Source organism: Bradyrhizobium sp. Y36 (assembly GCF_002531575.1).
Taxonomy (GTDB): Bacteria; Pseudomonadota; Alphaproteobacteria; order Rhizobiales; family Xanthobacteraceae; genus Bradyrhizobium.
In genome coordinates, this window is record NZ_NWTI01000001.1 from 99,397 (window position 1) to 114,341 (window position 14,945).

Genomic DNA, 14,945 nt, shown 5'->3' on the forward strand with positions numbered 1-14,945 from the left:
AGTATCGGCACCGCCGGTTAAAAATTCGCAATCTCCGCAAAAGCTTGCGGTCGTTCCGCAGGGCGAAAAAAGAACGGCCGGCGAGATCGCCGGCCGCATCGTCATGGTAAGGTTGTGGTAACCGATCAGTAGCGCGCGACGCCCGGGCTCGCCCAGTTGAAGCGGTAGTTGACGCCCGCCTTGATGGTGTGGTCGTCGGTGGTGAAGCTGCCGGTGCCCGTGAGCGGACCCGCGGTGAAGCTCGCGTCGCCGAAATTGTAGTACTGGTACTCGGCCTTGGCCGACCAGTTCGGGGCGAACATGTATTCGAGGCCGGCACCGACGGTGTAGCCGTTGCGGTGGTCGCCGGTGATGATGAAGGCAGCCGGCACGCCGCCGACGGTCACCTTCTCGTTGTTGTCCGAATAGGCGTAGCCGCCCTTCACGTAGACGAGGCCGGGACCCCAGGTGTAGCCGACGCGGCCGGTGATCGAGCCGAGACCGCGCTGGTCGTTGGTGTAGGCGATGCCGCCCGGAAACACGGCGCCGACGCTGCCGGAGAGCCAGGAATACTGGCCCTCGACGCCGACCACGAAGTTCGGGTGGAACTGCCAGTCCGCACCGACCTGCACGCCGCCGAGGAAACGGCCGTTGCCGTTGTTGCCGGTGGAGAGGCCGCTGAAATTGTTGTCGCTCGAGAACGCGCCGCCGATATGGCCACCGATGTAGAAACCGGTCCAGTTGTAGATCGGCGCGGCATAGGCCGGCGCGGGGGCCTTGTAGTAGTTGCGGTTGCCGAGATCGGCACCGACGGCCGGCGCAGCAGCGCCCACCACGAGCAGCGCAACGGTTGCAAACAGAATCTTCTTCATGGTCTCGAACTCCAGCACTCAATGTCCCCGGCAGGCGCGCTTTCCGCGCCGCGTTGGTTTTTCAGATAGCTCGCTTTTGACGAAAATGCTGTCACATGCATGGCACAGCGCGAGCCAACCTAACTTATTGGGCTGCAATCGGTTTTCGTGCTTAATGCCGGCTTAAGAAATGCTGAAGGAAGGCTTAACGTGGCAGCGTTGGAGTAACTTCCACGCGCGCTTCGTTAACCAAGGCGCCGGCGCGCCTCGTCCCGCATCTGCTGGCGGAACGCCGCGCGCTTTGCAGGACGGTCCTCCTCGCGCACGTCATGGCGATCGAAGATGTCGAACTTCTCCAGGATCGGATAGCGCTCGCTCGCCATCGCGAGCACGCGCAGCACCTTGGTCGCCGACGGCGTCGGGCCGCTCACCTCCCAGCGCCTGATGGTGTCGCTGCCGCCCTTGTCCGGCAATCCGCAGAGCCTTGCCATGTCGGCCGCAGTGAGCTTCCGCTCGAGGGCATCGGAAAGGTCGGCGCGGAGTTGCTTCAGTTCGGGGCCGGTCATGTCGCCTCAATGCGGGAAGTCGATGAGGGAAATGCAGTAGCGCTGATTCGGGTCCATCCGAAGGCGGGCCGCGCGTGACAATCTCATCGGCGTCCCGCCAGCGCGACGCAATCGACCTCGATGTCGAACGGCCCCGGCCATGACGGGACGTGCACGAAGATGCGCGCCGGCGCCTCGTTCCGGAAGTAGCGGGCGTAGACCTCGTTGAACGCGGTGAAATGCGCGGGGTCCGGCGTGCAATAGACGTTGCACTTGATCACCTCCGACAGCGATGATCCTGCTGCCTCCAGGCACCGCTGCATCTGGTCCAGCACGATCTCGGCCTGTCGCTCGAATGGCAGCGGCCTGACGTCGCCCGTCTCGGGATCGAACGGCGGCAAGCCGGACAGGTAGACCAGACCCTCGGCGATGACGACGGGATGGACCGGGCCTTTGCGGCGGCGCTCCAGATAGGTCGATATCGGCTCCACGCGAATTCTCTTCATGTCGCTCTCCACGGCCTGCGGAAGCCAGCGTAGGTCGCCGTCGGATCCAATGGTTCGGTGGCCGCCAAACCATGCCCGTTGCCGCACCCGGGCCGTCACGATACGATTTCGCCATGGTCGCAGCGGCAAACATGGTCGAGGTGGCGGCGCTGGTCGGTGACACCGCGCGGGCCACGATGCTGGCGGCGCTGATGGGCGGACAGGCGCTGACCGCGAGCGAGCTTGCCTCGCGCGCGCGGATATCGAGATCGACGGCGAGTGGACATCTCGGCAAGCTGGTCGGGGCGCGCCTGCTCGACGTGACCCAGAAGCGTCGCAACCGCTACTACCGCATCGCCTCGCCACTGGTTGCCAGGATGCTGGAAGGCATCAAGGCGGTCGCCGCGATCGAGGTTCCGCAGCGCCATCAGCCGCGCTCGGCCACCGATGACCGGCTCCGCTTCGCGCGCACCTGCTACGATCATCTGGCCGGCCATCTGGGCGTCGCGATCGCCGATGCCCTGGTCGCCGGAGGGCACGTCGTCCTTGCGGATGACGGCGGGGAGGTGACGGCAGCAGGGCTGAACTTCCTCTCGGCATTCGGCGCGGAGCTGGGACCGAAATCCGGAAGCAGGCGGATCTTCTGCCGTCCCTGCCTCGACTGGAGCGAGCGCCGCTATCATATCGCCGGGCACGTCGGCGCTGAGATCAATCGGTGCTGTCTCGAGCGCGGCTGGCTGAGGCGGGACCGCGACAGCCGGATCGTGCGGGTCACGCCGGCCGGCCAGATCGGCTTGCGCAAGACATTCGGCATCGACCTCGGCGGTGGGCGCGCTTCGGCACCTTCGCGCGAGCACGGAGTTATGAACGGGCGCCTCTGGACTTCGTCCGGCGAATGAACACATGGCAGCAAGGCGCCAGCTTCGGAGGATCAGTCATGACCGGCTTCAAATTCGCCATTGCCGCATTCGTCTCTGCCGGACTGCTCGTTGCGCCCTTCGCGGCCGAGGCCAAGAAGCGGTCGAGCCGGCACTACAGCGCTGGCGTGGTGGCGCCGAATTACGGCGGCGCCGCATCGCCGGCGGCGCAGCCGAAGCCCTACGGGTCATCCGGACAATCGGTCGGCACCGTCACGGCGCCCTCGATCGGATCGTACAATTGGCCGTCGGTCGGCGTGACCAATTCCGTTCCGACCTGGAGCAACACCACGCGATAGAACGAGTGAGATTGAGATAGCGTGCACCGGCCGGAGGAGAGTTCCGCTAGATTCCCCGGCCGGCCTGCTTTCCGATCACGCACCGCCATGCTGCAAGTCGCTCGGCCGGATGCTGGTTCATCCAATCGGCGAGTTGCGGCGCGCCCATCAGGCAGGACTGCACCGAGACCTCGGCAAAATCCGAGCTGGTGACGAGCTGCTCGTGACAATTGCTCGGCGAGGCGAGACTGCAGAGTACCGCGATGATCTTGATCACGACCGGGTGCTCCCGTCGCCGACGAATGTCCGGCCCATCGGCGTCTTGTCGTTGTCCTCGCCAGCCTGATCGGCCGACGGGAAGATGCTGTCGTAGATGGCGCGCGCTTCCTGGATGAGACGCGCCCGTTCGCGTTCGGACTTCGAGACAAATCGTATGACTTCGCCCATGATGGCTCCGTATCAATTGCTGTCCGTCATCAGATGACGTTGATCATTCCATTTCGATCTATGGTGCCGTCCTCGCCTTTGAAGCGACGCCGCCGATCACGAGGGAACAAAAACGCGTGAGCGCACCCGGGCATCCCAACTGTCCAGCGCCATCGATGCGCCGGGTTGAGAAGTCGCTCACCACCTCATATTCGTTGCAAGGCGATTGGCCAGACGAACGAATGCCGGTGTCGGCTTTACGCCTTGCCGTCACCGGCAAGGATCATTGCGTAAATGCAAATACGGAAGGGACCAATATGTTTCACGGCCGGAGGCCGCCAAGTTTTTGGAACCATCCGGAGATCTGGTGATCCGACGCCGCACCGTCTTAAGCCGCCGGTGCGCGCTCTTTTCGTCCCGGCACCGCCGCCAGCAATTCGCGCGTGTAGGCATGCTCGGGCGCGGCGAACAGCTGCGCGGTCGGCTTCAACTCGACGATGGCGCCGCGCTGCATCACCGCGATGCGGTCGCAGATTTGCGCGGCGACGCGCAGATCGTGGGTGATGAACAGCATCGAGAGTCCGAGGCGCGCCTTGAGATCTTCGAGAAGCCTCAGGACCTGCGCCTGCACCGAGACGTCGAGCGCGGAGACGGCTTCGTCGGCGACGATGATCTCCGGTTCGAGCGCGAGCGCGCGGGCGATGCCGATGCGCTGGCGCTGGCCGCCGGAGAATTCATGCGGATAGCGTTCGAGCGCGCCGGCATCGAGGCCGACCATCCTCAGGAGATCGCGGGCACGATCGAACGCGACCTTCGGATCCGTGCCGGCTGCGATCGGACCGTCCGCGATGATGTGGCCGATCTTGCGCCGTGGATTGAGCGAGGCGAATGGATCCTGGAAGATCATCTGGATGCGATGCCGCTCGGTGCGCAGCGCCTTGCCGGTGAGAGAGGTGAGGTCGGTCTCGCCGATCCGCACCGTGCCGCGGTCGGCCTCGATCAGCCGCATCACGAGCCGGGCCACCGACGATTTGCCCGAGCCGGATTCGCCGACGAGGCCGAGGGTCTCGCCCTTGAAGATGTCGAAATTGACCGCTCGCGCGGCATCGACGCGGCGGTCCTCGCGAAACCAGCCGCCCGACGTCACGTAGGTCTTGTCCAGCCCGATCACCTCGACCGCCTTGGCCTGGTCGTCGAGCGGCGTGCGTGCCGGCGGGTCCATCGAGGGCACGGCGGCGAGCAGCGCCTTGGTGTAGTCGTGCTGCGGCGCGTTGAAGACCGTCGCTGCCGGGCCTTCCTCCACGACCTTGCCGTGGCGGAGCACGACCACCTGATCGGCGATGTCGGCGACCACGCCAAAGTCATGGGTGATGAACATCACCGCCATGTTGCGGTTGCGCTGCAGGTTACGGATTAGCTTGAGGATCTGCGCCTGCGTGGTGACGTCGAGCGCGGTGGTCGGCTCGTCCGCGACCAGCACCGCCGGCTCGAGCGCGAGCGCCATCGCGATCATGGCGCGCTGGCGCTGGCCGCCGGAGAGCTGGTGCGGATAGGCGCGGACGATGCGCTCGGGGTCGGGCAGGCCGACCTCGCGCGCCAGCGACAAGGCCTTGGCGCGACGTTCCTTCGGCGTCAGCAGGCCGTGCGCCTCGAACATCTCGGCCATCTGGTCGCCGATCCGCATCAGGGGATTGAGCGCCGTCATCGGCTCCTGGAAGATCATCGCCAGCCTGCGGCCGCGCAGGTCGCGCCAGCCGTCGTCGTCGAGCTTGAGCAGGTCGCGGCCTTCGAACTGGATCTCGCCCGAGGTGACGGACACCGTGTCGGGCAGCAGGCCCATCAGCGCATGCGCGCACATCGACTTGCCGGAGCCGGATTCGCCGACGACGCAGACGATCTTGCCGGGCCGCAGATCGAGCGAGACCCCGTCGACGGCGAACGGACGTTCGGCACCCTTGGGCAGCGCGATGCGCAGATTCCTGATGGCGACGGCAGGCGGGGCGGTCATCGTCAGCGGCCCTCCCGCGACAGGCGCGGATTGAGCGCGTCGTTGAGACCTTCGCCGATCAGGTTGAGCCCGAGCACCGAGATCAGGATCGCGACGCCGGGAAACACGGTGATCCACCAGGCCTGGCGGATCACGGTGCGGCCGGCGCCGACCATGTAGCCCCAGGAGATCAGGTTGGGATCACCGAGACCAAGGAACGCCAGCGAGGATTCGAGGAGGATCGCGGTCGCCACCATCAGCGAGGCCAGCACGATCACCGGCGACAGCGCGTTGGGCAGGATCTCGCGCAGGATGATCCAGCTGTTGCTCTGGCCGGTGACGATCGCCGCTTGCACATATTCGCGCGTGCGCAGCGACAGCACCTCGCCGCGGACGAGGCGGGCGACCGGCGGCCAGCTCACCACTGCGATGGAGGCCACGATCGAATAGATCGAGGGCTGCAGGATCGCGACCAGCACGATCGCGAGCGCGAAGCTCGGAATGGTCTGGAAGAACTCGGTGAAGCGCATCAGGGCGTCGTCGACCCTGCCGCCGAAATAGCCGGCCATGGCGCCGATGGGAATGCCGACCACCAGCGCGACCAGCGTCGAGACGAGGCCGACCAGGAGCGAGACGCGTGCGCCAAAGATCATGCCCGCGAAGACGTCGCGGCCGAGCGCGTCGGTGCCGAGCGGCACGGTCCCAAGCGTGAAGGGCGGCAGGAACGGCCGCTGCACCATGCGCCAGGGCGAGTTCGGGAACAGCATCGGTCCGAACACCGCGATGGCGATCGCGAGCAGAAGGATGACGAGCCCGACGACGCCGCTCGGGCTTCTCAGCATCGATTTCCAGAACTGTTTCATGAGGCGAATTCGATGCGCGGGTCGACCAGGCGGTAGACCAGGTCGGTGATGAGGTTGAAGATCAGCACCATGGCGGAGCAGATCACGAAAACGCCGAGCAGCAGATTGTAGTCGCGCTGCAGCAGCGCGTCGTACATCAGCCGCCCGATGCCGGGCCAGGCGAACACGGTCTCGGTGATGACGGCGCCGCCGATCAGCGTGCCGGAATGCACCCCGGCCAGCGTCACGACCGGCAGCAGCGCATTGCGCAGCACGTGGCGGCGCTGGATCACGGCGTCGGACAGGCCTTTCGCGCGCGCGGTCTTGACGAAGTCGAGCCGCTTCACCTCCAGCATCGAGGCGCGCGTCATGCGGGTGTAGGTCGCCATGAAGAACAGGCCGAGCGTCATCGCCGGCATGATCAGGTGCTTTGCGACGTCCACGGCATGGGACAGGCCGGTGAGGTTGGCGCCGACGGTCTCGTAGCCGAAGCTCGGCAGCCAATCCATGGTGACCGAGAACAGCAGGATGCCCATCAACGCCACCCAGAAGATCGGCATGGCGTAGAAGATCAGCGCAAAGACGGTGATGGCGGTGTCGAGGAACGTGCCGGCAAAGCGGGCGGCGAAGGTGCCGAAGAGAATGCCGAGCATCAGCGAGATCGCGAAGGCGGTCAGCGTCAACAGGAGTGTCGCCGGCAGCCGTTCCCCGATCAGCTTCGCCACCGGCGCCTGCTGGCGGAAGGAGAAGCCGAGGTCGAGGGAGACGACGCCCTTGACGTAGATGAAGAGCTGCTCGGGCAGCGGCTTGTCGAGGCCGAACTTCTCCCGGAGCTGCTTGACGAAGACCTGGTCGGATGCGCCGGCTTCGCCGGCCATCACGACCGCGGGGTCGCCGGGCGCAAGCCGGATCAGGAAGAAATTGAGGACGACGATCGCGAGCAGGACGATGACGCCCTTGAGGACACGCTGGGCAACGAAGGAGAGCATCTTAGAGAGTCATACCGATGGGGTGACCTGCAGCCGCGGAGAAGTGCTCTTAGAGCACCTCTCCCCGCGTGCGGGGAGAGGTGCGAGAGCAGGGCTCACTTGTCGAGCCATGCGTCCTTGAAGCCGTCATTGACGCCGATCCCCGTGGTGATCAGGTTCTTGACCTTGCAGCGCGTGATGGTCGGGAATTGCAGCTCCAGCATCCAGGCCACCGGCACGTCCTCGACCAGGATTTTCTGCGCCTTCTCGTAGAGCTCCTTGCGCTTGGAATCGGGCGTCGCGACCGCGCCGTCGGCGAACAGCTTGTCAATCTCCGGGTTGGAATAGCCCTCGACGTTGTTGAACACCTGACCCTTGGCGATATTGCTGGAGATATAGTTGCGGCCGACCCCGAGCGCGGGATCGCCATACTGGTAGAGATAGGTGAAGGCGATGTCGTAGTCCCAGTCGCCGATCTTCTGGTTGCCGCCCGCAACGTCGGTCGCGATCGTCTCGATGTTCATGCCGACGTCCATGAGGTTCTGCTTCACCGCTTCACCCCAGCGCTGCCAGGTCTCGCCATAGGCGAGCGGCAGCAGGCGGATCTTCTCGCCCTTGTAGCCGGCTTCCTTCAGCAGTGCCTTGGCCTTGGCCGGATCGTACGGGTACTTCTTCACGTCGTCGGTGTAATATTTGATGGTCGAGGCGGAGGGGCCGGTCGCGACCTTGCCGAGCCCGTTCCAGATCACGTCCTTGGCGAAATCGCGGTCGACCGCGTACATGATCGCCTGCCGCACCCGCTTGTCGGCGAGCGGCCCCTGGCGGTTGTTCAGCCAGAGCCAGGCCAGCGGCGAGAAGAACTCCCAACCGGCGCCGGTGACGCAGGTGTCCTTCAGCTTGGACAGCCGCGGCACGTCGAAATTCTCGACCGAACCGCCGGGAAGCACGTCGACCTTGCCGGTCTCGTACGCCACCGAGCGCGCGGCCGCGTCGGGAATGATCTGCCAGTAGATCTCGTCGAGATAGGGCTTGCCCTTCTCGTGGTAGTTCGGGTTCTTGACCAGGCGGATGAACGAGCCCTTCTGCCATTCCTTGAACATGAAGGGGCCCGTGCCGACAGGCGCGTTGTTGTAGGGGTTGGTCTTCCAGTCGGTGCCTTCATAGAGATGCTTCGGCACGATCGGCATCGAGCCGACCTCGAAGATGCCGAGGAACGGGCCGAACGGCTGCTTCAGCGTGAACACCACCGTATAGTCGTCCGGGGTCTCGATCTTGTCGACCTGCGCCAGATTGGTGCGGGCACGCGCATGCGTCTGCTTGAGCATCTCCATCGAGAACAGGACGTCGGCGGCGGTGAAGGGCTTGCCGTCATGCCAGGTGACGCCCTTCTTGAGCTTGAAGGTGTAGGTCTTGGCGTCCTCGCTGACGCTCCAGCTTTCGGCAAGCTCCGGCAATGGCTCGAGCTTCGGGCTGTAGCGCAGCAGCCCTTCGAAGATGTTGCCGGACACCATCTGGGTCGGGCCGTTCTGGACCTGCGCAAGCATCAGGCCGGGCGGCTCGGGCTGGATCACGGCATTGACCACGCCCCCCGTCTTCGGCTCTTGCGCCAGCGCCGGGGCCGCAAGCCCGCAAGCCAGGAGGAGACCAAGCAACACTCGTTTCGGCATGTCATATCTTTCTCAAGCGCGACCAGCCGAAAGCGCTTCGCGACGTCCTCACGCGCAAAGCTACGGCCGACCCGTCCCAGTCCCCATCCGATATCAAGGCTCACATAGTCTCGTTCGGCGCCGCAAGATGAAAGTCTCGACAGCGTTCGCACAAAAAATGTACAGCGCGTCCCGTTTTCACTTGATTCATCGTCGCGTCACGGAGACAAGTCGGCCATGGACAATGCCAGCCGCTCCGAACGATCCCGCAACGCTGCGCTCGAGGCAGCGATCGCGATCATCGCGCGCGACGGGCCGGGCCGGCTGACGCTCGATGCGATCGCCCGCGAGAGCGGCCTCAGCAAGGGTGGCGTGATGCACCAGTTCCGCACCAAGGAAGCGGTGCTGAAGGCGTTGCTCGAGCGGCAGATGGCGCATTTCGAGGAGTTCTCGACGCGCTACATGGCGAAGGCGAGTGAGACCTCCACGAATCCGAATCTGGCGACCCAGCTCGCGACCGTGCGCGAAGCGGCGACCTCGCCGAATTCGGCTGCGCTGGCGTTGGTGGCGGCCATGGTCGAGAATCCCAATCTGATGGCGCTGCCGCGCGAGCGCGAGATGGAGAGGATGGCGGCGATCAGGGAAGAGGCCGCTGATCCGGATCTGGCGATGCTGCGCTGGGCCGGCGCGATGGGGCTGCTGCTGACCTCGCTGTTCGGCATGTCGCCGCTCAGCAAGGACGAGCATCAGCGCCTGTTCGCGCGTCTCGTCGACGATGCGCAATGGGGCGGCCTTGAACAGCCGGCGGCAACGCGCGTCGTCAAATCCGGAACGGTGCCAGCCGCGAAGGCTGCAACCCGGCGCAAGCGCGCCTGATTCGTCCTTAACGAAACCTCGTCAGGACCTGCACAAAGCCGCGCCAGCGGCGAAATGCATCAGGTCCACATTTTGGCTATTTACAAACCGTCTGGTCGGTTTTATAGATCCGCCCACTGAGGCCATCCGAAGCTTCTGACATGGCCCCGGACGAAGCCGAGGGTTGGCCATGGTGAGCCCCGCAGCCGCGTCCGGTCCCTGACGCGGCTGCGGTCGCCATCGCCTGAACAGTGCCAAGAGGAGTCTGGAATGAGAAGCTCGATCGCCCTGCGCGGTCTGGGAACGCTGGGGCTTTGCGCAGGCATGGCCGGCTGCGCCTCGGTCGCGCCCGTGCCCTATTCGGAGCTGGCGTCCTCGGCCTCCATGGCCCCCGACAGATCGGACGCCTCCGGCCGCGTGCCCTACCGTTATTCCACGCCGGTCGACTGGCGCGCCTATAACAAGGTGATCCTCGATCCCGTCGTGGTCTATCGCGGGCGGGACCACCAGTTCGGCGACATGTCCGCCAAGGACAAGGCGACGCTCGCCGCCTACATGCAGACTTGCTTCACTGAGCGGCTGCGCGGCCGCTTCGCGCTGGTGCAGGAGCGCGGACCGAACACGCTGCGTGTCAGGCTGACGCTCACCGGTGCCGTCACCAACACGCCCGTGCTCGGCACGCTGTCGCGGTTCGATATGGCCGGCGCGGTCTACAATGGCGTGCAGGCTGCGCGCGACGGCGAGGGCATGATGACCGGCTCGGTCATATACGGCGTCGAGATCTTCGACGCGACGACCTCGCGTCTGCTCTCTGCCTACGTCACCAAGCAATATCCCGGCGCCTACGACATCAAGGCCACCACCGGCGCGCTCGCGGCCGCCACCGCCGGTCTCGACAAGGGCGCCGACGCACTGATGGCGCAGCTGAACTGACGCCGCGATTCATTCAACGAGAGGCATTGCTGATGAACATTCTCCTTCGCTTCGTGCTGCGCATCGCGATCACGATCGTGATGCTGGCATTTGGCGGCCGCGCCGGCGCGGCTGCGCCGGCCGATCCGAGCGGCACCTGGCTGGTCGAGGACGGCCGCGCCCGCATTCGCCTCGAGCGCTGCGGGCCGTCGCGCGATCGCCTCTGCGGCTTCATCGTCTGGATGAAGGAGCCGGCGGACAAGCGCGGCCAGCCTTACCGCGATAGTCAGAATCCGGATCCGGACAAGCGCGCCCGCACACTGCTCGGCCACCAGCTCATCATGGGCCTGCAGGCGACGGCGGAAGGGCGCTTTGCCGGCGACATCTATAATGCCGAGGACGGCAGGTTTTATTCAGTCTCGATCTGGCGCGAGTCTCCCGAGCGCCTCAAGCTGAAAGGCTGCCTGATCAAGTTGCTGTGCCAGACCCAGACCTGGCAGCAGACTCTCGATGTCGCGCCCGGTCAGCTCGTTGGCCTCACCGGCGATCTCAACGGCCCGCGCGCCGACAAGGAATGGGCGGCGGTGCCCGCCCTGAAGCCGATACCGGCGAAAGCGAGGTAGGCTTCAGGAGGTCCGCAGCGCCTTCCGCAGTTCGTCGAGCGCCTCTGCGAGCTGTTCGCGGTGCGCGATGTCGTCCTTGGGGATGGCAGCGACACTGCCGGCGAGCTCACGCAGGATGCCGGCGAGCAGGCCGAAATTGAGGTGCAGATGCACCGATTTGCGTTCGTCGGCCGTGCCCGGATGTTGCAGCACCAGCGCAACGCCGCTGCCGTCGAGCCGCGCCTCGAACTTCGACGAACGCTCGAAAGTGCCGACATAGAACTTGTCGGGGTATTCAAGCGCGACCTCTGCCTTGTCTGGAACCGGCCTGGACATGTGAGCCTCGTTGGAAACCCGCCAATTCTGGCCGGGAATAGACCGGCCCGCCTTGCGATAGGTCAGAGGCGGCTTCCGATTTGATCCGGATCAAAGTCAGGCCGCCGCTTTTGCAATCCAATAGCAACTGGCGGGACCCGGCAGCGGGCGTCCTGCTCCCTTGAGCCGTGAGACGATCGATGGACATGCAGGCCACAATTATCCCGGCGGTTGACGAGAGCGGACCTGATGTCGCGGGCCTCGAAGCGGCACCCGATGCGGGCGTGCAGCACTGCCTGCAATTGCTCGGCAATGCCGGCTTGCGTCCGACGCGCCAGCGTCTCGCGCTGGGCCAATTGCTGTTCCTCGGCGGCCATCGTCATGTCACCGCCGAGAGCCTCTATGAAGAGGCGATGGCGGCGAACGCCTATTTGTCGCTGGCGACCGTCTACAACACGCTGAACCAGTTCACCGAGGCCGGCCTGCTCCGCCGGATCGCCGCCGACGGCCTCAAGTCGTTCTTCGACACCGACACGTCGATCCATCCGCACTTCTATCTCGAAGGCGAGGATATGCTGGTCGACGTCGCCGAAGGCCTCACCTTCACCAGGATCCCCGAGGCGCTTCCCGGCCACGAGATCGCGCGGCTCGACGTCATCGTCCATCTGCGCCGCAAGCGAACGTAGCGACGGCACATCGTCTAACGCAATCCTGCGCGCCGGAAGCCCTCGAGATAGTGCTCGCGATCGGCCTGGTTGGCCCATGGCAGCTGGGTCGCGATCCAGTGCAGCGAGATGCCCGGCTGGGCGCGGCGGAGCTCGCCCAGCGCGGTCTCCGCCAGCACTTCGTCGCCGGTCATGCCGGCGGAGACCGCGAGCACGCGGTAGGCGCCGGTGAGATCGCCGCGATGGCGGATCGCTTCGCGCGCGAGCGCGATGGCCTCGTCGTATCGGCGCTCGGTGAAGCGCGCATAGCCGGCGATGCCCTGATAGATCGCCAGCGACGGATCGCGCGGCGACAGCCGGATCGCCCTTTGCGCTGCCTCGAACGACTCCTTGGAGCGTCCGGCATAGGACAGCGCCAACGCGTAATAACCCTGCGCCAGCGAGAAGTTCGGGTTGAGCGTGAGCGCCTGCTCGAACTCGGACAGCGCGTCCGCGAGCCTGCGTGTCGAGAAATAGACGCTGCCGAGCGCGACATGCGCCCAGGCATCCTCGTCGTCGCAGCGCACCGCGGCGAGCGCGGCAGCTTCGGCCACCGGTGCCACCGCGGCGAGGTCGCCCCAGCCGAGATGCGCGCCGAACATGTGGTTGGCCGCCAGCAGCGACAGCGCCTGGCCGTAGCCCGAATCGATCGCGATCGCGCGTTCGAGCAGCGACCGTGCGGTCTCGTGATCGCGCTTCGTCACCCGCCAGAAATGCGACAGCGCCCGCATCAGGAGATCCCATGCGTCGAGGCTCGCGGGCGCCTTGCTGTGGGCGCGGAAACTCTCGGCGGCGTGTATCTGCGGCTCGATCGCCGCGACGATCGCATTGGTGATCTCGTCCTGGACGGCGAAGACGTCGACCAGCTCGCGATCGTAGCGCTCGGCCCAGAGATGGCTGCCCGAACTGGCATCGTTGAGCTGCGCGGTGATGCGTACCCGGCTGCCCACCTTGCGCACGCTGCCTTCGACGACGTAGCGGACGCCGAGCTCCTCGGCGATCTGCCTGATATGGACCGCGCGTCCCTTGTAGGTGAAGGACGAGTTGCGGGCGATCACCATGAACCAGCGCTGCTTCGACAGCGCGGTGAGGATGTCCTCGCTGATGCCGTCGCCGAAGTAATCCTGGGCGGGATCGCCGCTCATGTTCTCGAAGGCGAGCACCGCGACCGCCGGGCGGTCCGCCACCCGCGGCAGGGTGGGCCTCGCCTCGGCCGGCACGATCGATGCTGTCACTTCTTCCCGGACGTCGCCCACGAAGCGGAAGCCCTTGCGCGGAATGGTCTTGATCAGCCGCTGGCTCGCGCCGTCGTCGCCGAGCGCCTTGCGCGCGGCGTTGATCCGGCTGTTCAGCGCCGAATCCGAGATGATGCGGTCGCTCCAGATCTGGCTGATCAGGTCATCCTTGCTGACCACACGGGCGCGCTGCGCGACGAGATAGAGCAGCAGGTCGAACACCTGCGGCTGCAACGGAACAGTCGCCCCGCCGCAGGTGAGTTCCCGCAGGTTGCCGTCGAGCACGTTGTTTTCAAACCGGAATCGCACGTTGTTCGTCTCAAGCAAAAATCAAAGTCGTCTCAGGCGAAAATCAACTATCCGCGAAAGCTTCAAACCCGTCCGAGGGGCATGGTGGAGCAACCAACGAGGTGCCGGCGTTCTGGCACAACGGAGCTGTTTTCATGACCCAACTCGATCATCAGGTTCATTCTGTTGGCCCGGAGGTTGCGGGCTTGCGCATATTCAAATTCATCGCCTTTTTGTACGGAATTGCGGCGTATCTCGTGTTTTTCGTCACCATTCTCTATGCCATCGGCTTCGTCACGGGCCTGGTGGTGCCCAAGACCATCGACAAGACCATCGACATCGGACCCCAGACCTCGACGATCGAGGCCGTCGTCATCGATCTGCTGCTGATGTCGATCTTCGCCGTTCAGCACAGCGTGATGGCGCGTCAGCAGTTCAAGGCGTGGTGGACGCAGTTCGTCCCCAAGCCGGTCGAGCGAAGCACCTATGTGCTGCTGGCGAGCCTGTCATTGCTGCTCCTGTTCTGGCAGTGGTGTCCGCTGCCTGCGGTCATATGGAACGTCGAGAATCCGGATATCGCCGTGATTCTGGTCAAGCTGTCCTTTGCGGGCTGGGTCCTGGTGTTCACCAGCACCTATCTGATCAATCATTTCGAATTGTTCGGATTGCATCAGGTGACCAACCATCTGATCGGCAAGGAGGCGTCGCCGCCGCGGTTCAGGACGCCGCTGCTCTACAATTTCGTCCGCCATCCGATCTATCTCGGCTTCATCATCGCGTTCTGGGCGGCGCCGACCATGACCGCGGGCCATCTGCTGTTCGCGATCGTGACCACGCTCTACATCTTCGTCGGCATCGCGCTGGAGGAGCACGACCTCGTCGCGCTCTTTGGCGACGAGTACCGGCAGTACAAACAACGGGTGTCGATGCTTATTCCCTGGCGCCGGTCACTGTAACGCCGTCGCGGCAACGGGCATCCGCCGAACGGAGGATGCCCTGCCGCGACGGGTGAGCTACGCCAGCATCTCACGCGTCAATCCCCTGAACGTCCCCCCGGGGTGATCTCCCCCTTCACCCCGACACCTCTCCCTGCACCCGCCTGTCCCGACA

The 14,945-nt window shown here is 64.9% G+C and carries 18 protein-coding genes; 7 read left to right on the top strand and 11 right to left on the bottom strand.

What is annotated here, in order from left to right:
- Positions 1 to 125: 125 nt before the first annotated feature.
- The 3 genes from CO669_RS00430 to CO669_RS00440 form a co-directional block, all read right to left on the bottom strand.
- Positions 126 to 851 (bottom strand): outer membrane protein, encoded by a 726-nt coding sequence (locus CO669_RS00430; protein WP_097657762.1) that lies wholly within the window; start codon positions 849 to 851, stop codon positions 126 to 128.
- Positions 852 to 1,075: 224 nt separating this feature from the next.
- A complete protein-coding gene (locus tag CO669_RS00435) occupies positions 1,076 to 1,396 on the bottom strand; it encodes a hypothetical protein (protein WP_097657254.1) in 321 nt (106 codons plus the stop codon).
- 83 nt (positions 1,397 to 1,479) lie between these two features.
- Positions 1,480 to 1,881 carry a RidA family protein gene (locus CO669_RS00440; protein ID WP_097657763.1) on the bottom strand — a complete coding sequence of 134 codons (402 nt, stop codon included), beginning with the start codon at positions 1,879 to 1,881 and terminating at the stop codon, positions 1,480 to 1,482.
- 113 nt (positions 1,882 to 1,994) lie between these two features.
- On the opposite strand from CO669_RS00440, the gene CO669_RS00445 reads away from it, so the two are divergent.
- Together CO669_RS00445 and CO669_RS00450 are read left to right on the top strand one after the other, a co-directional pair.
- The gene (locus tag CO669_RS00445) at positions 1,995 to 2,759 is read left to right on the top strand and encodes an ArsR/SmtB family transcription factor (RefSeq protein WP_097657255.1); all 765 of its coding nucleotides are present in this window, start codon (positions 1,995 to 1,997) and stop codon (positions 2,757 to 2,759) included.
- A gap of 38 nt (positions 2,760 to 2,797) precedes the next feature.
- Positions 2,798 to 3,076: a hypothetical protein gene (locus CO669_RS00450; protein WP_097657256.1), complete on the top strand. Its 279-nt coding sequence runs from the start codon at positions 2,798 to 2,800 to the stop codon at positions 3,074 to 3,076.
- 46 nt (positions 3,077 to 3,122) lie between these two features.
- Here the strand turns inward: CO669_RS00450 and CO669_RS00455 are convergent, their stop codons facing one another.
- The 6 genes from CO669_RS00455 to CO669_RS00475 all read right to left on the bottom strand — a co-directional run bounded on the left by CO669_RS00455 (position 3,123) and on the right by CO669_RS00475 (position 8,945).
- Positions 3,123 to 3,332 (bottom strand): hypothetical protein, encoded by a 210-nt coding sequence (locus tag CO669_RS00455; protein ID WP_097657257.1) that lies wholly within the window; start codon positions 3,330 to 3,332, stop codon positions 3,123 to 3,125.
- Positions 3,329 to 3,502 carry a hypothetical protein gene (locus CO669_RS35800; RefSeq protein ID WP_198963741.1) on the bottom strand — a complete coding sequence of 58 codons (174 nt, stop codon included), beginning with the start codon at positions 3,500 to 3,502 and terminating at the stop codon, positions 3,329 to 3,331. Before CO669_RS35800 ends, CO669_RS00455 begins: the two co-directional genes overlap by 4 nt.
- 367 nt (positions 3,503 to 3,869) lie before the next feature.
- Positions 3,870 to 5,489, bottom strand: coding sequence for an ABC transporter ATP-binding protein (locus tag CO669_RS00460; RefSeq protein ID WP_198963742.1), 1,620 nt, complete (start codon positions 5,487 to 5,489; stop codon positions 3,870 to 3,872).
- A 2-nt stretch (positions 5,490 to 5,491) separates the two neighbouring features.
- A complete protein-coding gene (locus CO669_RS00465) occupies positions 5,492 to 6,331 on the bottom strand; it encodes an ABC transporter permease (RefSeq protein ID WP_143278592.1) in 840 nt (279 codons plus the stop codon).
- Positions 6,328 to 7,299 carry an ABC transporter permease gene (locus CO669_RS00470; protein WP_097657259.1) on the bottom strand — a complete coding sequence of 324 codons (972 nt, stop codon included), beginning with the start codon at positions 7,297 to 7,299 and terminating at the stop codon, positions 6,328 to 6,330. Before CO669_RS00470 ends, CO669_RS00465 begins: the two co-directional genes overlap by 4 nt.
- Before the next feature lie 95 nt (positions 7,300 to 7,394).
- Positions 7,395 to 8,945 (bottom strand): ABC transporter substrate-binding protein, encoded by a 1,551-nt coding sequence (locus tag CO669_RS00475; protein WP_097657260.1) that lies wholly within the window; start codon positions 8,943 to 8,945, stop codon positions 7,395 to 7,397.
- A gap of 216 nt (positions 8,946 to 9,161) precedes the next feature.
- On the opposite strand from CO669_RS00475, the gene CO669_RS00480 reads away from it, so the two are divergent.
- The 3 genes from CO669_RS00480 to CO669_RS00490 all read left to right on the top strand — a co-directional run bounded on the left by CO669_RS00480 (position 9,162) and on the right by CO669_RS00490 (position 11,314).
- Entirely contained in the window at positions 9,162 to 9,800 is a 639-nt protein-coding gene (locus tag CO669_RS00480) for a TetR/AcrR family transcriptional regulator (RefSeq protein ID WP_097657261.1), read from the top strand.
- 249 nt (positions 9,801 to 10,049) lie between these two features.
- Positions 10,050 to 10,712, top strand: coding sequence for a DUF3313 domain-containing protein (locus tag CO669_RS00485; protein WP_097657262.1), 663 nt, complete (start codon positions 10,050 to 10,052; stop codon positions 10,710 to 10,712).
- A gap of 32 nt (positions 10,713 to 10,744) precedes the next feature.
- Positions 10,745 to 11,314, top strand: coding sequence for a DUF2147 domain-containing protein (locus CO669_RS00490; RefSeq protein ID WP_097657263.1), 570 nt, complete (start codon positions 10,745 to 10,747; stop codon positions 11,312 to 11,314).
- Positions 11,315 to 11,317: 3 nt separating this feature from the next.
- On the opposite strand, the gene CO669_RS00495 is transcribed toward CO669_RS00490, so the two are convergent.
- Positions 11,318 to 11,629 (bottom strand): hypothetical protein, encoded by a 312-nt coding sequence (locus CO669_RS00495; RefSeq protein ID WP_097657264.1) that lies wholly within the window; start codon positions 11,627 to 11,629, stop codon positions 11,318 to 11,320.
- A 179-nt stretch (positions 11,630 to 11,808) separates the two neighbouring features.
- Between CO669_RS00495 and irr the strand changes: the two genes are divergently transcribed.
- The gene (gene irr, locus CO669_RS00500) at positions 11,809 to 12,294 is read left to right on the top strand and encodes a Fur family transcriptional regulator Irr (RefSeq protein ID WP_097657265.1); all 486 of its coding nucleotides are present in this window, start codon (positions 11,809 to 11,811) and stop codon (positions 12,292 to 12,294) included.
- Positions 12,295 to 12,308: 14 nt separating this feature from the next.
- On the opposite strand, the gene CO669_RS00505 is transcribed toward irr, so the two are convergent.
- Positions 12,309 to 13,856: a winged helix-turn-helix domain-containing tetratricopeptide repeat protein gene (locus CO669_RS00505; protein ID WP_097657764.1), complete on the bottom strand. Its 1,548-nt coding sequence runs from the start codon at positions 13,854 to 13,856 to the stop codon at positions 12,309 to 12,311.
- 134 nt (positions 13,857 to 13,990) lie between these two features.
- Here CO669_RS00505 and mddA point away from each other — a divergent pair, with 134 nt between their 5' ends.
- The gene (gene mddA, locus CO669_RS00510) at positions 13,991 to 14,791 is read left to right on the top strand and encodes a methanethiol S-methyltransferase (RefSeq protein ID WP_097657266.1); all 801 of its coding nucleotides are present in this window, start codon (positions 13,991 to 13,993) and stop codon (positions 14,789 to 14,791) included.
- Positions 14,792 to 14,945: the final 154 nt, after the last annotated feature.